The following is a 17209-nucleotide window of genomic DNA, read 5'->3' as shown; positions in this document are numbered from 1 at the left end:
TCCAGGTACTGGGTGGTGAGGAAGACGGTGACACCACCCGTGACGAGCTCGCGGACGATCTGCCACATGGAGTGCCGGGAGCGCGGGTCGAGGCCGGTGGTCGGCTCGTCGAGGAAGATGATCCGCGGGCTGCCGACCAGGGTCATCGCGATGTCCAGGCGGCGCTTCATGCCGCCGGAGTAGGTGGAGGCGGGCTTCTTCGCGGCCTCGGTGAGGTCGAAGCGCTCCAGCAGCTCGGCGCAGACCCGCCGCCCCTCCCGCTTGGAGAGGTGGTGCAGGTCCGCCATGAGGAGCATGTTCTCCTCACCGGTGATCAGCCCGTCGACGGCGGAGAACTGCCCGGTGACACCGATCGCGGCACGCACGGCCTGCGGATCGCCGGCGATGTCGTGGCCGCCGACGCGGATCTCACCGGAGGCCGCGTCGGGAGGGACGAGGGTGGAGAGGATCTTGACGGCGGTCGTCTTGCCGGCGCCGTTCGGGCCGAGCAGGGAGAAGATCGTTGCTTCCGGGACTGCCAGGTCGATGCCGTCGAGGACGGTCTTGTCGCCGTAGGACTTGCGCAGCCCGGTCGCCGCGATGGCCAGGTTGCTCATGCGGGTTGCTCCTTCTTGACGGCTGCGGATTCACAGGCTTCGGGCGGTGATGTCGCCGTGCGCGGTGGTGGCGCGGATGTCGAGTCCGGCGGTGCCGTCGTTCTTGAGGGCGTTGCTGATGCGGCCGTACCCGGTGCCGGCGTCCAGGGCGGCCGAGACGCCTGCGGCGGCGGTGACCGAGATGTCGCCGGACTGGGTGCTGAGCACGACCGTGCCGTGTACGGCCTCGTCGATCCGGATGTCACCCCTTGCGGTGCTGATCTCCGCGGGGCCACCCAGCCGACCGACCTCGACGTCACCGTCGACCGCGGTGAGGCGGACGCTCGCGACCTCGTCGATCTTGATCTGGCGATACCCGCCTTCGAAGACGACGTCGCCGAGCCGGCCGACGCCGCGAAGTTCGCAGCCGGCGGTCTTGGCCTCGATGCGGGAGCCGGCGGGCAGCTGGACGGTGACCTCCAGGGACCCGGAAGGGCCGAAGAGCTGGTTCTTGGGCTCGGGGGTGTGGATCCGCAGGACACCGTCGGCGTAGGCGACCGTGGTCTTCTCGGCGGTCTGGACGTCGCGGCTCTTGGACGGGTTGGCGGGCAGGACCTCGACGGTGGTGTCGGTGCGGTCGGCGGCGATCAGCTGGATGCGCCCGGCGGGGATGTCCAGGACGGTGGTCACCGGGGCGGGGGTGTCGAACTTCTGCATTGCGCTCTCCTCGAGCTCGCTGTTTCCGATGACGGAAACGCTACGTTGCATTCACAGTCCTGGCAACGAAGTCGTTGCGCGTATTCGCTATTAGTGCAGGTAAACGCAGATAAATCGTTGCAACTGCTGTAGATCTAATGCAACAGTCCTCATCCAGCTCGTTGCAATGATGGGGGAGTGAACGCTATGCTCACGACATCCGGAGCCACGAAAGACCACCGAGGAGACCCCGATGCCGGGAGGCAGGCTCACCCAGCAGGAACGTCAGCAGATCGCGCTGGGTCTGGCCGACGGCCTCGCCTACGCGGAGATCGCCAGACGTCTCGACCGCCCCACCTCGACCATCACGCGTGAGGTCATGCGCAACGGCGGCCCCCTCGCCTACCGCGCCGACCTCGCCCACCGCGCCACCGAACAGCGCGCCCACCGCCGCAGGCAGGCCGCACGCCAGGGGTCGAAGGCGCCCCTGCAGACCGACGGACGCGGCACCGAGGCCGTACGCGAGTACGAGGAGGCGTTCACCACCCTCCTCATGCAGCAGGGCCTGCCCAAGATGGCGTCCCGGGTGCTGGTCTGCCTCTACACGAGCGACGCGGGCAGCCTCACCGCGTCCGAACTCGTCCAGCACCTCCAGGTCAGCCCGGCGTCCATCTCCAAAACGGTCGGGCTCCTGGAGAACATGAGCCTCATCCGCCGCGAACGCGACGAACGCCGCCGCGAACGCTATGTCGCCGACAACGACGTCTGGTACCAGGGGATGATCGCCAGCGCCCGGTCACACGCTCAACTCGCCGAGACCGCACGGCAGGGCGTCAGGATCCTCGGCCCCGGCACCCCGGCCGCCGTCCGCCTGGAAAACATCGCCCGCTTCGTCGACTTCGTCGGCGAGAGCATGGCCCGCGCCGCGGAACAGGCCCGCGAGGTCCTCTCCACGAAACCCGAGACGACCTCGGACAGCGCCGGCTGAGCCGTGGTCGGCCGGATGGCGCCTGACGAACGCCCACCGGTCACGATTGCGTTTCGGCCACCCGCCCGCCTCTTGCCTCGACCCCGTGTAATCGATTCCAATCGACGCACAGCAGTCGTGTAATCGATTCCACGAGGTCCACGAGGAGGTGGAGCCGGCATGGCCAGCATCAAGGACGTCGCCGCCGCCGCGGGCGTGTCCGTCGCCACGGTGTCGCGGGTGCTGAACGAGCATCCGTCCGTGAGCGCCGACGCACGCGCGCGTGTGCTGGCCGCCGTGGCCGCCCTCGGCTACCGGCCGAACGCCGTCGCCCGGTCGTTGCGGACCGATCAGACCCACACCCTGGGGCTCGTCATCAGCGACGTGCTGAATCCTTACTTCACCGAGCTGGCCCGGTCGGTCGAAGAGGAGGCCCGGGCGCTCGGCTACAGCGTGATCATCGGCAACGCCGACGAGCGGCCGGAGCTGCAGGACCACCACGTGCGGAATCTGCTCGACCGGCGGATCGACGGGCTGCTCGTCTCGCCCACGGACGGCGGTTCGCCGCTGATGCTCGATGCCGCTCGGGCGGGGACCCCCATGGTGTTCGTCGACCGGTGGATCCCGGGCGTGGACGTGCCCGTCGTGCGGGCCGACGGGCGGGCGGCCGTACGGGATCTCGTCGCCCATCTGCACGGGCTGGGGCATCGGCGGCTCGCCATCATCGCGGGGCCCGCGGCCACCACCACCGGCAGCGAGCGCGTCGAGGCCTTCCGGGAGGCCATGGCCGAATACGGCCTTCCGCTCCCGGACGCCTACATCGGCCAGGGCGACTTCCAGGTCGAGAGCGGACGGCGGGTCACCGACGGGCTCCTGGATCTGCCGGAGCCGCCCGAAGTCGTCTTCGCGGCCGACAACCTGATGGCGCTCGGCGCGCTGGACGCCGTACGCGCGCGTGGGCTGCGGGTCCCGGACGACATCGCGCTGGCCGCGTTCGACGACATCCCCTGGTTCGTGCACACCGATCCGCCGGTCACCGCGATCGCCCAGCCGACCGGTGAGCTGGGACGGGCCGCCGTACGGGCCCTGGTCGACCGGATCGAGGGACGTACCCCGAGGTCCGTCACGCTGCCCGCCCGGCTCGTCGTACGCCGCTCGTGCGGCGAAGCCACAGCCCAGACGGCACCCCCTACGCAGTCCCCCTCCCCAGTGCAAAGGAGCACGTCGTGAGCGACCCGGACGAGTTGCTGCGGATCGAGGGCATACGCAAGACCTTCCCCGGCGTGGTCGCACTCGACGGTGTCGACTTCGATCTGCGCCGGGGCGAGGTGCATGTGCTGCTCGGTGAGAACGGCGCCGGCAAGAGCACGCTCATCAAGATGCTCTCCGGGGCCTATACCCCCGACTCCGGGCGGATCCGGGTCGGCGGTCAGGAGGTGCGCATCCAGGGTGCGCAGGACTCCGAGCGCCTCGGGATCGCCACCATCTACCAGGAGTTCAACCTGGTGCCCGACCTGACCGTCGCCGAGAACATCTTCCTCGGGCGGCAGCCGCGCCGCTTCGGGATGATCGACCGGAGGCGGATGGAGGCCGAGGCCGAAACGCTGCTGAAGCGGGTCGGGGTCGACGTCTCGCCACGCGCGCGTGTGCGCGACCTCGGCATCGCGCGCCTTCAGATGGTGGAGATCGCCAAGGCGCTGAGCCTGGACGCGCGCGTGCTCATCATGGACGAGCCGACCGCCGTGCTCACCTCGGAGGAGGTCGAGAAGCTCTTCGCCATCGTGCGGTCGCTGCGCGCGGACGGCGTGGGGGTCGTGTTCATCACGCACCACCTGGAGGAGATCGCCGCCCTGGGGGACCGGGTCACCGTCATCCGGGACGGCCGCAGCGTCGGGCAGGTGCCCGCCGCCACGCCCGAGGACGAACTCGTACGGCTGATGGTGGGACGGTCCATCGAGCAGCAGTATCCGCGGGAGCGCCCCGAGCAGGGTGCCGCGTTGCTCAGCGTCGAAGGGCTCACCCGGGACGGGGTCTTCCACGACGTCGACTTCCAGGTGCACGCCGGCGAGGTCGTCGGCATCGCGGGGCTCGTCGGGGCCGGCCGGACGGAGCTCGTGCGGGCGGTGTTCGGCGCCGATCCGTACGACCACGGGGTCGTGAAGGTCTCCGGGGAGCACCTCAGGCGGCACGACGTGACCGCGGCGATGGCGGCCGGGATCGGGCTCGTACCGGAGGACCGCAAGGGGCAGGGGCTGGTCCTGGACGCCTCCGTGGAGGAGAACCTGGGCCTGGTGACCCTGCGGTCGGCGACCCGGGCCGGGCTGGTCGACCGCAGGGCGCAGCACGCGGCCGCAGAGCGGATGGCCGGGCAGCTGGGGGTGCGCATGGCGGGCCTCGGGCAGCGGGTGCGGACCCTGTCCGGCGGCAACCAGCAGAAGGTCGTCATCGGCAAGTGGCTGCTGGCCGACACCAAGGTGCTGATCCTCGACGAGCCGACACGCGGGATCGACGTGGGCGCCAAGGTCGAGATCTACCAGCTGATCAATGAACTGACGGCTGCCGGAGCCGCCGTCCTGATGATCTCCAGCGATCTGCCCGAGGTGCTCGGGATGAGCGACCGGGTGCTGGTGATGGCCCAGGGCCGGATCGCGGGTGAACTCTCCGCCGACGAAGCCACACAGGACGCGGTGATGTCCCTCGCCGTCTCCACTCCCACCACCGAGAAGGAGGCCACCCGTGGCCACTGACACGCTCAAGAGCCGGGCGGGCGCGAGTGGCGCCCCGGGGGCCTTTCGCCGGCTGCTCCTCGACAACGGCGCGCTCACCGCGCTGATCGTCCTGGTCATCGCCCTGTCGGCGCTGTCCGGCGACTTCCTGACGACGGACAACCTGCTCAACATCGGCGTCCAGGCGGCCGTGACGGCGATCCTCGCCTTCGGTGTGACGTTCGTGATCGTCTCCGCGGGCATCGATCTGTCCGTCGGCTCGGTGGCCGCGCTGTCGGCGACCGTGCTGGCCTGGACCGCGACCTCGCACGGGGTGCCGGTCGCGCTCGCGGTCCTGCTGGCCGTCGCCACCGGCGTCGTCGCCGGCCTGGTGAACGGTTTCCTCATCGCCTACGGCAAGCTGCCGCCGTTCATCGCGACGCTGGCCATGCTGTCGGTGGGCCGCGGTCTCGCCCTGGTGATCTCGCAGGGCTCCCCCATCGCCTTCCCCGACTCGGTCTCCCACCTCGGCGACACCCTCGGCGGATGGCTGCCGGTGCCGGTTCTGGTCATGGTGGTGATGGGGCTGATCGCCGCAGTCGTGCTCGGACGGACGTACATCGGCCGGTCCATGTACGCGATCGGCGGCAACGAGGAGGCCGCGCGGCTGTCCGGGCTGCGCGTGCGCCAGCAGAAGCTCGCCATCTACGCCCTGTCCGGTGTGTTCGCCGCCGTCGCGGGTGTCGTGCTGGCCGCCCGGCTCTCCTCGGCACAGCCGCAGGCCGCCGACGGCTACGAGCTGGACGCGATCGCCGCCGTCGTGATCGGCGGTGCCTCGCTGGCGGGCGGCACCGGCAAGGCGTCCGGCACGCTGATCGGCGCGCTGATCCTGGCGGTGCTGCGCAACGGCCTCAACCTGCTGAACGTGTCCGCGTTCTGGCAGCAGGTCGTGATCGGTGTGGTGATCGCGCTGGCGGTGCTGCTGGACACCGTGCGCCGCAAGGCGGGGGCGACTCCGGTGGCCGCCGGCGCGGGCGGGCCGAAGGGCAGGCAGGCGGCGACGTACGCGCTCGCGGCCGTGGTCACCGTGGCCGTCGTCGGCGCGACCTCGTTCCTGCACGGCGGCTCCTCGTCGGGCGCGAACCCGAAGCTGGGCCTGTCCCTGTCCACTCTCAACAACCCCTTCTTCGTGCAGATCCGGGCGGGCGCCCAGGCCGAGGCGAAGCGGCTGGGCGTGGACCTGACCGTCACCGACGCCCAGAACGACGCCTCCCAGCAGGCCAACCAGCTCCAGAACTTCACCAGTTCCGGGCTCGGGGCGATCATCGTCAACCCGGTGGACTCGGACGCGGCGAGCAACTCCGTCAAGGCCGCGGACAAGGCGCGGATCCCGGTCGTCGCCGTCGACCGGGGCGTCAACAAGGCGTCCGTGGACACCCTGGTGGCCTCGGACAACGTCGCCGGCGGTGAGCTGGCCGCGAAGACCGTCGCCGAGAAGCTGGGCGGCAAGGGAAAGATCGTCATCCTTCAGGGGCAGGCGGGCACCTCGGCGGCCCGGGAGCGGGCGGCCGGTTTCACCCGGGGCCTCAGGGCCTACCCCGGCATCCAGGTGGTGGCCCAGCAGCCCGCCGACTTCGACCGCACCAAGGGCCTCGACGTGATGTCGAACCTGCTCCAGGCCCACCCCGACGTGCAGGGCGTCATCGCCGCCAACGACGAGATGGCCCTCGGCGCGATCAAGGCGCTCGGCTCCAAGGCCGGCAAGTCCGTGCAGGTCGTCGGCTTCGACGGCACCCCGGACGGACTGACGGCGGTGAAGGACGGCACGCTGTACGCGTCGGTCGCCCAACAGCCCACCCAGTTGGGGAGGATCGCCGTGGACAACGCCCTGAAGGCGGTCAAGGGCGAGAAGGTGGAGCCGACGGTGAAGGTGCCGGTGAAGGTGGTCACGCAGGACAACGTGGCCGGCTTCAGCGGCTGACCCGGACGGACGGGCGGGCGGCCTTCCGGAAGGCTTCCGGGGCCGGCCCGCCCGGCGTCCTCTCTCAGGGGAGTCAACTGATGTACGACTACGACCTGTTGGTCGTGGGATCGGCCAACGCCGACCTGGTGATCGACGTCGAGCGGCGGCCGGCCGCCGGCGAGACGGTGCTCGGCGGCGACCTGGCCGTGCACCCGGGCGGCAAGGGCGCCAACCAGGCGGTCGCGGCCGCCCGGCTGGGCGCGCGTACGGCCCTGCTGGCGCGGGTCGGCGACGACGGCCACGGGCGGCTGCTGCTCGACTCCCTGCGCGCGGCCGGGGTCGACACGGTGGGCGTGCTGGTGGGCGGTGCCCCGACGGGCGTCGCGCTCATCACCGTCGACCCCGAGGGCGACAACAGCATCGTGGTGTCGCCGGGCGCCAACTCCCGGCTGCTGCCCGCGGACGTCCGGGCGGCCGCGAGCCTCTTCCACGCCTCCCGGGTGGTGTCGGCGCAGCTGGAGATCCCGCTGGAGACGGTCGTGGAGGTGGTACGGAACCTGGCGCCGGACAGCCGCTTCGTGCTGAACCCGTCCCCGCCGCGCGAGCTGCCCGCCGAGGTGCTGGCGGCCTGTGATCCGCTGATCGTGAACGAGCACGAGGCGCGGGTGATCCTCGGTGACGCCTGTGTGAGCGAGGAGCCCGCGGACTGGGTCCGGCTGCTGCTGGCGAAGGGCCCGCGCTCGGTGGTGGTGACGCTGGGCGCCGAGGGGGCGCTGGTGTGCGACGGCTCGGGAGTGACCCGGGTGCCGTCGGTGAAGGTGGGCGCGGTGGACACCACGGGCGCGGGTGACGCGTTCACCGCCGCGCTCGCCTGGAAGCTGGGGGCGGGCGCCACGCTCGCCGAGGCGGCGGCCTACGCGGCCCGGGTGGGCGCGGCGGCCGTGACGAAGCGGGGTGCGCAGGAGTCGTATCCGACGGCCGGGGAGGTCGACGCCCTGTGAAGAAGGCGGGGATCCTGAACCGCCGGCTGTCCGGTGCCCTGGCCGAGCTGGGGCACGGGGACGGGGTGCTGGTCTGCGACGCGGGTCTGCCGGTCCCGGCCGGGCTGCACGTGGTGGACCTGGCGTTCCGTGCCGGCGTCCCGTCCTTCGCGGAGGTGCTGGACGGGCTGCTGGCCGAGCTGGTGGTGGAGGGGGCCACGGCGGCCGAGGAGGTGCGGGGGGCCAATCCGGCGGCGACGGCGCTGCTGGAGGGCCGCTTCCCGGAGCTGGCCCTCGTCCCGCACGAGCGGCTCAAGGAACTGTCGGCAGAGGCCCGGCTGATCGTCCGCACCGGCGAGGCCCGCCCGTACGCGAACGTGCTGCTGCGCTGCGGGGTGTTCTTCTAGCCGCCCGGACGCGCGCACACCCCCGCCGGCATGTTCGAGGGGGCGCCTCCGGCCCATCGGCCCGGACACGCCCCCTCGGCTTTCCCCTCCCGTCGGAACCCCGATTTCCCCCCCGGGTCCCCCGTGGTTCCGACGACAGATACGACACAGCAGGCGCGGAAAGGGTTGCACCGGCGTCCGGGATTTTTTTGCTAGCGGATCACGTGTGCCACGAACCGCTCCGCCGTCTCCGCGAGCACCTCCCGGCCGTCGCGGGCCCACAGGGCCTCGTTGAAGAGTTCGACCTCGATCGGGCCCCGGTAGCCGGCCGCCTCCACGTGGCCCTTCCACTCCCGCATGTCGACCGAGCCGTCGCCGATCTGGCCGCGGCCGTTGAGGACGCCCTCGGGGAGAGGGGTGGTCCAGTCGGCGAGCTGGAAGGTGTGGATACGGCCGGCCGCGCCCGCGCGGGCGATCTGGGCGGGGGCCCGGTCGTCCCACCAGACGTGGTACGTGTCCACGGCCACCCCGACCTGGTGCGCGGGGAAGCGTTCGGCGAGGTCCAGGGCCTGGGCGAGGGTGGAGACCACGCAGCGGTCGGACGCGTACATGGGGTGCAGGGGCTCGATGGCGAGGCGTACGCCGTGGTCCTCGGCGTAGGGGGCCAGTTCGGTCAGGGCGTCGGCGATGCGTTCCCGGGCCGCCCCCAGGTCCCTGCTGCCGGGCGGGAGGCCGCCCGAGACCAGGACCAGGGTGTCGGTGCCGAGCGTGGCCGCCTCGTCGATCGCGCGCCGGTTGTCGGCGAGAGCCGCCGCGCGTTCCTCCGGGTCGAGCGCGGTGAGGAAGCCGCCGCGGCACAGGGTCGTCACCGTCAGGCCCGCCTCCCGGACCAGCTTCGCGGTCGTCTCCACGCCGTACGCCTGGACGGGCTCCCGCCACAGGCCGACGTTCGTGACGCCCGACCGGCCGCACGCGTCGACCAGTTCCGGCATCGACAGCTGCTTCACCGTCATCTGGTTGATGGAGAAGCGTTCGAGTCCGGTGCTCACTGGGCCGCTCCGTACAGGGCGAGCAGGGTCTTCATCCGCTCCTCCGCCAGCTTCGGGTCCGGGAACAGGCCCAGTGTGTCGGCGAGTTCGTAGGCGCGGGCGAAGTGCGGCAGGGAACGGGCCGACTGGAGGCCGCCGACCATCGTGAAGTGCGACTGGTGTCCGGCCAGCCAGGCCAGGAACACCACACCCGTCTTGTAGAAGCGGGTCGGCGCCTGGAAGAGGTGGCGGGACAACGCGACGGTCGGGTCGAGGAGTTCCCGGAAGCCGGCGACGTTTCCGGTGTCGAGCACCCGTACCGCCTCGGCCGCCAGCGGCCCCAGCGGGTCGAAGATGCCGAGCAGGGCGTGGCTGAAGCCCGTCTCGTCACCCGCGATCAGCTCGGGGTAGTGGAAGTCGTCGCCGGTGTAGCAGCGCACGCCCCGCGGCAGCCGTCGCCTCAGGTCGATCTCGCGCCGGGCGTCCAGCAGGGAGATCTTGACGCCGTCGACCTTGTCGGGGTGCGCCGCGACGACCTCCAGGAAGGTGTCGGTGGCCGCGTCCAGGCCGGACGAGCCCCAGTAGCCCTCCAGGGCCGGGTCGAACATGGGGCCCAGCCAGTGCAGGATCACCGGTTCGGCGGCCTGGCGCAGGAGATGGCCGTAGAGCTCCAGGTAGTCCTCGGGGCCGGTGGCGGTGGCGGCCAGGGCGCGGGAGGCCATGAGGATCGCCTGCGCGCCCGACTCCTCCACGACCGCGAGCTGTTCCTCGTAGGCGGCGCGGACGGAGGCGAGTGTGCCGCCGGCGATCTGGTCGGTGCCGACTCCGCAGGCGATGCGGCCGCCGACGGCCTTCGCCTCCGCCGCGCTGCGCCGGATCAGCTCGGCGGCGCCCGCCCAGTCCAAGCCCATGCCGCGCTGGGCGGTGTCCATGGCTTCGGCGACGCCGAGGCCGTGGGACCACAGGTGGCGGCGGAAGGCGAGGGTGGCGTCCCAGTCGACGGCGGCGGGCGAGTCGGGGGACGCGTCCGCGTACGGGTCGGCGACCACGTGCGCCGCCGAGAAGACCGTACGGGAGACGAAGGGGGCGCCGGGGGCCGGGGAGAGCGGTTCGGTGCGCGGCTCGTACGTGCGCAGCGTGCCGTCCGCCGCGGGGAGCTGGATGGTCACAGGGAGACCTCCGGTACGTCGATGCGGCGGCCCTCGGCGGAGGATCTCAGGCCCAGTTCGGCGAGCTGCACGCCGCGGGCGCCGGCGAGCAGGTCCCAGTGGTAGGGGGCGTCGGCGTGGACGTGCTTGAGGAACAGCTCCCACTGGGCCTTGAAACCGTTGTCGAACTCGGCGTTGTCGGGGACCTCCTGCCACTGGTCGCGGAAGACCTCGGTGGCCGGAATGTCCGGGTTCCAGACCGGCTTGGGGGTGGCGCTGCGGTGCTGTGCACGGCAGTTGCGCAGGCCGGCCACGGCGGACCCCTCGGTGCCGTCCACCTGGAACTCGACCAGCTCGTCACGGTTGACGCGCACGGCCCAGGAGGAGTTGATCTGGGCGATCGCGCCACCCTCCAGCTCGAAGATGCCGTAGGCGGCGTCGTCGGCGGTGGCGTCGTAGGGCTTGCCGTTCTCGTCCCAGCGCTGCGGGATGTGGGTGGTGGCGAGCGCCTGGACGGACTTGACGCGGCCGAACAGCTCGTGGAGCACGTATTCCCAGTGCGGGAACATGTCGACGACGATGCCACCGCCGTCCTCGGCCCGGTAGTTCCAGGAGGGGCGCTGGGCGGGCTGCCAGTCGCCCTCGAAGACCCAGTAGCCGAATTCGCCGCGGACGGAGAGGATCCGGCCGAAGAAGCCGCCGTCGATGAGCCGCTTCAGCTTCAGCAGGCCCGGCAGGAAGATCTTGTCCTGGACGACGCCGTGCTTGACGCCCTTCGCGCGGGCGAGCCGGGCGAGTTCGAGGGCGCCGTCGAGGCCGGTGGCGGTGGGCTTCTCGGTGTAGATGTGCTTGCCGGCCGCGATCGCCTTCCTGATCGCCTCCTCGCGGGCGGAGGTGACCTGGGAGTCGAAGTAGATGTCGACGGTGGGGTCGGCGAGGACGGCGTCCACGTCGGTGGAGACGTGCTCGAGGCCGTGCCGCTCGGCGATCTCCCGCAGGGCGTGCTCGCGGCGGCCGAGCAGGATCGGCTCGGGCCAGAGCACGGTGCCGTCGCCGAGGTCGAGGCCGCCCTGGTCACGCAGGGCCAGGATCGACCGGACGAGGTGCTGGCGGTAGCCCATGCGCCCGGTCACGCCGTTCATGGCGATACGCACCGTCTTGCGTGTCACGTCAGTCCCCTTCGTGGGCGCCGCGCGCCCCGTTCAGCAACAGCACCGGTAGTACAGCAAGCGCTTTCTACACAGGGAAGCTAGCCTGTGGACGGTATTCCGTACAAGACCGTGTCCCAGTCGAGTTGTTCGAGGGGGCGAACAACCGGGGCCTGTGGCCTTAAGGTCTGCTCGAAGGTCCGCCCCGGAACCACGAGCGCGACCTGGCTGTCTACGAGGGCGTACGACGAGAAATGCGCGACCGGAGGACGACGAGATGACGGTGACCCTGGCGGACGTGGCGGCCCGCGCCCAGGTCTCCCCCGCGACGGTGTCGCGCGTGCTGAACGGCAACTACCCGGTCGCCGCGTCCACGCGCGAGCGGGTGCTGCGGGCGGTGGACGAGTTGGACTACGTCCTCAACGGCCCCGCCAGTGCGCTCGCCGCAGCCACCTCCGACCTGGTCGGCATCCTCGTGAACGACATCGCCGACCCGTTCTTCGGGATCATGGCGAGCGCGATCCAGGGCGAGATCGGCGGGCCGGGCGGGCGGGCCGGCGGGGAACGCCTGGCGGTCGTGTGCAACACGGGCGGCTCGCCGGAGCGCGAACTGACCTACCTCACCCTGCTGCAGCGGCAGCGGGCGGCGGCCGTGGTGCTGACCGGCGGGGCCGTGGAGGACGAGCCGCACGCGGCGGCGGTCGCGGCGAAGCTGCGGAAGCTGGCGGACGCCGGGACCCGGGTGGTGCTGTGCGGGCGCCCGCCGGCGCCGGACACCCAGGCCATCGCGCTCACCTTCGACAACCGCGGCGGCGCCCGCGCGCTGACGGACCATCTCGTCGGCCTCGGCCACCGCCGCCTCGGGTACATCGCGGGCCCCGAGGAACGCACGACCACCCGGCACCGTCTGGAGGGCCACCGCGCGGCCCTGGCGGCGGCCGGCATCGAGGAGGACCCGCGCTGGACGGTGTACGGCCGGTACGACCGCCAGTCCGGCTACGAGGCCACGCTGGAGCTGCTGCGCCGTGACCCCTCCCTGACGGCGATCGTGGCCGCGAACGACTCCGTCGCCCTCGGCGCCTGCGCCGCCCTGCGCGAGTCCGGGCTGCGCATCCCCGACGACGTCTCGGTGGCGGGCTTCGACGACCTGCCCTTCAGTGTCGACGCGGTGCCGTCCTTGACCACGGTCCGGCTGCCCCTGGCCGAGGCGGGCGCCCGGGCGGGCCGCATCGCGATGGGCCGCGAGGAACCGCCGCCCGGGGGGATCGCCTCCGTGCGGGGGGAGTTGATGGTGCGCGGATCCACGGGGGTACCGCGGGGGTGACGAGCCGGGCAGCCGGTGGTGTGCCGGGGCGGGAGCGGCGCCGGGTTCGGGGTCGAAGGTGCGTTCGTGTACCGGGGCAGGAGCGGCGACGTGCTCGGCGGTGCCCGCCGTCTCCGCCGGCGGCACGGCTTCGTCCTCGTCGCCGAGGAGCGGCACCACTCCTTCGGCAGGGGACTCTTCGGCCAGGACGGGCGGCGGTTGGGCATGGACCCGGCGGCTGAGGGGTACGTTCGGTGCCCATGAAGCTGGCGTTCTCCACCCTCGGTGTCCCTGGCCTGCCCGTCCCGGAGGTCCTCGCACTCGCGACCGCGCATGGTTACCACGGCGTCGAACTGCGCGCCCACCCGGAGGAACCGGTTCACCCCGGCCTCTCCGCCGCCGAACGCGCCGAGACCGCGGCCCAGTTCAAGGCGGCCGGGATCGCGGTGCTCGGCCTCGCCGGGTACGCGCGCGTCGCCGCCCCGGGCGAGGACGCGCCCGTGCTGGCGGAGATCCGGGACCTCCTGCGGCTGGCCCACGACCTGGGCGCGCCCTTCGTCCGGGTCTTCCCCGGCGCCGACCCGGACCTGCCCCGCGAGGAGTCCGACGCGATCGCCGCCCGGCGGCTCGGCACCGCCGCCGAGGAGGCCGCCGCGCTCGGCGTCCGGATCCTGCTGGAGACCCACGACTCGCACCGCACCGGGGCCGACGTGATCCGGGTCCTCGGCCCGGTCGGGCACCGGCACGTGGGCGCGCTGTGGGACGTGATGCACACCTGGCTGGGCGGCGAGCAGCCGTCGGACAGCTACGCGGCCCTCGCCCCGCACCTGGGCTACGTCCAGGTCAAGGACATCTTCTCCGCCGAGGACACCACCCCGCTGCCGCTCGGCACGGGTGTGCTGCCGCTCACCGAGTGCGTGGACGTGCTGTCCCGGCACGGCTGGGACGGCTGGCTGTGCTGGGAGTACGAGAAGCGCTGGTACGAGGGCGCCGCCCCGCTGCCCGGGCTGCTGGGCGCGGGCCGCGAGCACCTGGTGCGGCTGCTGGGCGAAGCGGCGTAGCCGAAGCCCGGACGGCCGGGGAAATTCGCTGGCGGGTGTCCGGACCCGCGGTTAGCCTCCCCCGGTGATCCAGCCACCGGGGCCGTGCGCCCGCTTCCGCTCATGAGCCTCGCCCGCTCGCTCATAGACGTACGCCCCCTGCACACCTCCCCTGTCTTCCGGCGGCTGCTGATCGGCCGGACCGTGTCCGTCCTCGGCGGGTTCATGACCATGGTGACGGTCATGTACCAGGTCTGGGACATGACCCGCAGCACGGCCTGGACCGGTGCCGTCGGGCTCGCGCAGGCGCTGCCGCTGGTGGCGTTCGGGCTGTTCGCCGGGGCCTGGGTGGACCGTGCCGACCGGCGCCGGGTGTTCCTCGCGGCGACCGTCGGCCAGGCGGTCTGCTCGCTGCTGCTCGCCGTGCAGGGCTTCACCGGGCATGTGCCGGTCGTGGCCGTTCTGCTGCTCGTCGCCGTGCAGTCGGCCTTCGGCGCGCTCGGTGCCCCGGCCGCCGGGGTCTTCGTACCGCGGCTGCTGCCCAAGGAGCAGGTGGCCGCCGGGCTGGCGCTCCAGCAGGTCACCGGTCAGTCGATGATGCTGCTCGGCCCGGCCCTGGCCGGGGTGCTGCTGGGCTGGTTCGGCATCGGCGTCTGCTATCTGCTGGACGCCCTCAGCTTCGGCCTCGCCTTCTACGGCGCCCGCGGGCTGCCCGCACTGCCGCCGCAGGGCGAGCCGTCACGGGCCGGGGTGCACGGGGTGCTGGACGGGCTGCGGTTCCTGGCCGGGCACCGGGTGGTGCGGGGTGCGCTTCTCACCGACCTCGCCGCCACCGTGCTCTCGTTCCCGGTGAGCCTGTTCCCGCTGGTGAACGCCGAGCGGTTCGGTGGCGATCCGCGCACCCTCGGCCTGTTCCTGTCGGCGGTGGCGGTGGGCGGCGTCACCGCGACCGCGCTGTCCGGCCCGCTGACCAGGCTCGCCCGGCCGGGCCCGGTGATGCTGTGCGCGTCCGCGACCTGGGGCGCGGCGCTGGTCCTGTTCGGCATGGCCGGCAGCCCCTGGCTGGGCCTGGCGCTGCTCGCGCTGGCCGGCGCGGCGGACGCCACGGCGGTGTTCTCCCGCTCCACGATCGTGCAGACCCGCACCCCGGACGCGCTGCTCGGCCGGGTCACGGCGGCCGAGCAGATCGTCGGTCAGGCGGGCCCCAGCCTCGGCAATGCGCGCGGTGGTCTGGTCGCCGGCTGGACCTCGGGCACGACCGCCCTGATCAGCGGCGGCCTGCTGTGCGTCCTGGCGGTGGCGGCGGTCGCCACGACGACACCCGAGCTGCGCGACCCGGTCAGCGGGGTGCCGGACGCGCCGTGAGCGGGGCGGTGCCGGTCAGGCACCAGTCCAGGACCGCGGGCCAGGAGCCGTACCCGGCGTCCAGGTCGAGGTGGGCGGCGCCGGGCAGGATGTCGGCGGGGATGCCGAGCGGCTCGGCGAAGAGCGGGCCGGCGCCCTCGGGGCAGTACGGGTCGTCATCGCCGGCGACCAGCCGGGCCGGCCCGGGCAGGGCGAAGTCCGGCGCGGGCGGGACGAAGGCGGCCACCTCCGGGTAGCGGGCGAGGACGGACCCGGACGGCGGTGCGACCAGCAGCACCCGGTCGGCGTACCGCTGCTGCTTCATGCCCCGGGCGGCGGCGTGCAGCCACAGCACGGCGGACAGGCTGTGCGCCACCACGACCCGCTCCCCCGAGGCGTCCAACTCCTCCAGGTGCCGGGCGAGTTCGCCGAGCCACACGTCCAGGTCGGGGTCGTCGGCGTCGGGCAGCTGCGGGTAGTCGACCCGGTGGCCGGCGGCGGTGAGCCGGCCGGCGAGCCAGTGCTGCCAGTGCGGCTTCGGACGGTGGTTCTGCCAGCCGTGCAGAATCAGATACGCGTGCGTCGTCATGCCGGTGATCTTCTCCGGCCCGTGTCCCGCGGTCCAGCGCGCCGGCGGCATGGCCGCCGTCAGCGGGGGGCGGGCAGCGCCGCGAACGCCTCGTGGAAACCGGGGAACGTCTTGCGGACGCAGCCGGGGTCGTCGTACGTCAGGCCGGGCGTGCGCAGGGCGGTCACGGCGAAGGACATCACGACGCGGTGGTCACCGAAGGATTTGATCTCGACTCCTGGCGCGGGCGTTCCGGGCCGGATCTCGATCCAGTCGGGGCCGGTCGCCACGGCCACGCCGAGCCGCCGCAGGTTGTCCGCGCACGCCTCCAGGCGGTCGCACTCCTTCACCCGGGTGTTGCCGACGTCCTCGATGCGGACCGGCCCGGAGGCGAACGGCGCGATCGCGGCCAGCGTCGGCATGGTGTCGGATATGTCCCGCATGTTCACCGTGAGCCCGCGCAGTTCGCCCGTGCCGCGTACGGTCGTGCGGTCTTCGGCGATCTCCACCTCCGCACCCATCCGGCGCAGCACCTCGACGAAGCGCAGATCGCCCTGGAGCGCGCCCGTGCCGAGGCCGGGCACGGTGATCTCGCGGCCCGGGGTGACGGCCGCCGCCGCGAAGAAGTAGCTCGCGGTGGAGGCGTCCGGCTCGATGACGTAGGTGGTGGCCCGGTAGCCGCCGGGCGGGACGTCGTACACCGTGCCGCCTTGGACCACGGCCACGCCGAACGCCCGCATCATCGCGAGGGTGATCTCCACGTACGGCGCCGACACCAGGTCGGTCACCCGGATCCGCAGTCCGGTGCGGGTGAGCGGGCCGAGCAGCAGCAGCGCGGTCAGGTACTGGGAGGACTCGCCGGCGTCCAGCACCACCTCGCCGCCCTCGACACCGGCCGCATGGACGGTGAGCGGATGGTGCCCCTCGCGCTCCTCGTGCCGCAGGTCGACACCGAGGTCGCGCAGGGCGCGGGCGAGCGGGCCGAGGGGGCGGCGGCGCATCTGCGGGGAGGCGTCGAAACGGTAGGTTCCGTGCCCGGCGGCGGCCAGGGTGGGCAGGAAGCGGGCGGTGGTGGCGCCGTCGCGGCAGAAGACGTCGGCCTCGGTGCGGGCCGGCCCCTGCGGGCGGCCGTCCACCTGCCAGCTGTCCGGGGTGCGGCCGACCCGGTAGCCGAGCCGGGTCAGGCCCTCGGCGAAGCCCTCGGTGTCGTCGGAGCGCAGCGGCCGTACGAGGGTGCTGACCCCGTCGGCCGCGGCGGCGAGGAAGAGCGCGCGGGCGGTGATGGACTTGGAACCGGGGATGGCGACTGCGGGCATGGCCGCATGATGACGGCTCGTCCGCACTGCGGTCCCGGCTGT

General features: G+C 72.5%; 17 protein-coding genes. 10 read left to right on the top strand and 7 right to left on the bottom strand.

Annotation, left to right across the window (positions count from 1 at the left end):
• Positions 1-596: ABC transporter ATP-binding protein (locus ACZ7DL_RS18205; protein ID WP_470775164.1), on the bottom strand; the 596-nt coding region annotated here is incomplete at its 3' end.
• A gap of 30 nt (positions 597-626) precedes the next feature.
• Positions 627-1292 carry a DUF4097 family beta strand repeat-containing protein gene (locus ACZ7DL_RS18200; protein WP_470775163.1) on the bottom strand — a complete coding sequence of 222 codons (666 nt, stop codon included), beginning with the start codon at positions 1290-1292 and terminating at the stop codon, positions 627-629.
• A gap of 232 nt (positions 1293-1524) precedes the next feature.
• On the opposite strand from ACZ7DL_RS18200, the gene ACZ7DL_RS18195 reads away from it, so the two are divergent.
• The 6 genes from ACZ7DL_RS18195 to rbsD all read left to right on the top strand — a co-directional run bounded on the left by ACZ7DL_RS18195 (position 1525) and on the right by rbsD (position 8293).
• Positions 1525-2259, top strand: coding sequence for a helix-turn-helix domain-containing protein (locus tag ACZ7DL_RS18195; protein WP_470775162.1), 735 nt, complete (start codon positions 1525-1527; stop codon positions 2257-2259).
• Positions 2260-2418: 159 nt separating this feature from the next.
• Positions 2419-3468 carry a LacI family DNA-binding transcriptional regulator gene (locus ACZ7DL_RS18190; RefSeq protein ID WP_470775161.1) on the top strand — a complete coding sequence of 350 codons (1050 nt, stop codon included), beginning with the start codon at positions 2419-2421 and terminating at the stop codon, positions 3466-3468.
• Positions 3465-4985 carry a sugar ABC transporter ATP-binding protein gene (locus ACZ7DL_RS18185; RefSeq protein WP_470775160.1) on the top strand — a complete coding sequence of 507 codons (1521 nt, stop codon included), beginning with the start codon at positions 3465-3467 and terminating at the stop codon, positions 4983-4985. The genes ACZ7DL_RS18190 and ACZ7DL_RS18185 overlap by 4 nt, the downstream gene beginning before the upstream one ends.
• Positions 4975-6924 carry an ABC transporter permease/substrate-binding protein gene (locus ACZ7DL_RS18180; protein ID WP_470775159.1) on the top strand — a complete coding sequence of 650 codons (1950 nt, stop codon included), beginning with the start codon at positions 4975-4977 and terminating at the stop codon, positions 6922-6924. The genes ACZ7DL_RS18185 and ACZ7DL_RS18180 overlap by 11 nt, the downstream gene beginning before the upstream one ends.
• Before the next feature lie 80 nt (positions 6925-7004).
• Complete coding sequence (locus tag ACZ7DL_RS18175; protein WP_470775158.1) at positions 7005-7907, top strand: ribokinase; 903 nt, start codon at positions 7005-7007, stop codon at positions 7905-7907.
• The gene (gene rbsD, locus ACZ7DL_RS18170; RefSeq protein WP_470775157.1) at positions 7904-8293 is read left to right on the top strand and encodes a D-ribose pyranase; all 390 of its coding nucleotides are present in this window, start codon (positions 7904-7906) and stop codon (positions 8291-8293) included. Before ACZ7DL_RS18175 ends, rbsD begins: the two co-directional genes overlap by 4 nt.
• A gap of 191 nt (positions 8294-8484) precedes the next feature.
• On the opposite strand, the gene ACZ7DL_RS18165 is transcribed toward rbsD, so the two are convergent.
• The 3 genes from ACZ7DL_RS18165 to ACZ7DL_RS18155 are packed head-to-tail and all read right to left on the bottom strand — an operon-like array spanning position 8485 to position 11617.
• On the bottom strand, positions 8485-9285 hold the full coding sequence (locus ACZ7DL_RS18165) for a sugar phosphate isomerase/epimerase family protein (RefSeq protein WP_470775170.1): 801 nt from the start codon (positions 9283-9285) through the stop codon (positions 8485-8487).
• A gap of 32 nt (positions 9286-9317) precedes the next feature.
• Positions 9318-10469, bottom strand: coding sequence for a dihydrodipicolinate synthase family protein (locus tag ACZ7DL_RS18160; protein ID WP_470775156.1), 1152 nt, complete (start codon positions 10467-10469; stop codon positions 9318-9320).
• Positions 10466-11617: a Gfo/Idh/MocA family protein gene (locus ACZ7DL_RS18155; RefSeq protein WP_470775155.1), complete on the bottom strand. Its 1152-nt coding sequence runs from the start codon at positions 11615-11617 to the stop codon at positions 10466-10468. Before ACZ7DL_RS18155 ends, ACZ7DL_RS18160 begins: the two co-directional genes overlap by 4 nt.
• 256 nt (positions 11618-11873) lie before the next feature.
• Between ACZ7DL_RS18155 and ACZ7DL_RS18150 the strand changes: the two genes are divergently transcribed.
• The 4 genes from ACZ7DL_RS18150 to ACZ7DL_RS18135 all read left to right on the top strand — a co-directional run bounded on the left by ACZ7DL_RS18150 (position 11874) and on the right by ACZ7DL_RS18135 (position 15304).
• Positions 11874-12920 carry a LacI family DNA-binding transcriptional regulator gene (locus ACZ7DL_RS18150; protein WP_470775154.1) on the top strand — a complete coding sequence of 349 codons (1047 nt, stop codon included), beginning with the start codon at positions 11874-11876 and terminating at the stop codon, positions 12918-12920.
• Between the two features lie 66 nt (positions 12921-12986).
• Positions 12987-13163 (top strand): hypothetical protein, encoded by a 177-nt coding sequence (locus tag ACZ7DL_RS18145; RefSeq protein ID WP_470775153.1) that lies wholly within the window; start codon positions 12987-12989, stop codon positions 13161-13163.
• Positions 13160-13960, top strand: coding sequence for a sugar phosphate isomerase/epimerase family protein (locus ACZ7DL_RS18140; RefSeq protein ID WP_470775152.1), 801 nt, complete (start codon positions 13160-13162; stop codon positions 13958-13960). The genes ACZ7DL_RS18145 and ACZ7DL_RS18140 overlap by 4 nt, the downstream gene beginning before the upstream one ends.
• Before the next feature lie 102 nt (positions 13961-14062).
• Positions 14063-15304, top strand: a complete 1242-nt coding sequence (locus ACZ7DL_RS18135; RefSeq protein ID WP_470775151.1) for an MFS transporter — start codon at positions 14063-14065, stop codon at positions 15302-15304.
• Here the strand turns inward: ACZ7DL_RS18135 and ACZ7DL_RS18130 are convergent.
• Entirely contained in the window at positions 15279-15872 is a 594-nt protein-coding gene (locus ACZ7DL_RS18130) for an RBBP9/YdeN family alpha/beta hydrolase (protein ID WP_470775150.1), read from the bottom strand. The genes ACZ7DL_RS18135 and ACZ7DL_RS18130 overlap by 26 nt on opposite strands.
• Before the next feature lie 59 nt (positions 15873-15931).
• Positions 15932-17167, bottom strand: a complete 1236-nt coding sequence (gene aroA, locus ACZ7DL_RS18125; protein ID WP_470775149.1) for a 3-phosphoshikimate 1-carboxyvinyltransferase — start codon at positions 17165-17167, stop codon at positions 15932-15934.
• Between the last annotated feature and the right edge of the window lie 42 nt (positions 17168-17209).

The sequence above is a fragment of the Streptomyces sp. NPDC036984 genome (assembly GCF_055607665.1).
This window is presented reverse-complemented; position numbering and strand designations above follow the sequence as displayed.

Bases quoted from the DNA above. Each gene is read 5' to 3' on its own strand.
- ACZ7DL_RS18200 (WP_470775163.1), bottom strand. From the start codon at position 1,292: ATGCAGAAGTTCGACACCCCCGCCCCGGTGACCACCGTCCTGGACATC.
- ACZ7DL_RS18195 (WP_470775162.1), top strand. From the start codon at position 1,525: ATGCCGGGAGGCAGGCTCACCCAGCAGGAACGTCAGCAGATCGCGCTG.
- ACZ7DL_RS18190 (WP_470775161.1), top strand. From the start codon at position 2,419: ATGGCCAGCATCAAGGACGTCGCCGCCGCCGCGGGCGTGTCCGTCGCC.
- ACZ7DL_RS18175 (WP_470775158.1), top strand. From the start codon at position 7,005: ATGTACGACTACGACCTGTTGGTCGTGGGATCGGCCAACGCCGACCTG.
- ACZ7DL_RS18165 (WP_470775170.1), bottom strand. From the start codon at position 9,285: ATGACGGTGAAGCAGCTGTCGATGCCGGAACTGGTCGACGCGTGCGGC.
- ACZ7DL_RS18150 (WP_470775154.1), top strand. From the start codon at position 11,874: ATGACGGTGACCCTGGCGGACGTGGCGGCCCGCGCCCAGGTCTCCCCC.
- ACZ7DL_RS18140 (WP_470775152.1), top strand. From the start codon at position 13,160: ATGAAGCTGGCGTTCTCCACCCTCGGTGTCCCTGGCCTGCCCGTCCCG.
- ACZ7DL_RS18135 (WP_470775151.1), top strand. From the start codon at position 14,063: ATGAGCCTCGCCCGCTCGCTCATAGACGTACGCCCCCTGCACACCTCC.
- ACZ7DL_RS18130 (WP_470775150.1), bottom strand. From the start codon at position 15,872: ATGACGACGCACGCGTATCTGATTCTGCACGGCTGGCAGAACCACCGT.
- aroA (WP_470775149.1), bottom strand. From the start codon at position 17,167: ATGCCCGCAGTCGCCATCCCCGGTTCCAAGTCCATCACCGCCCGCGCG.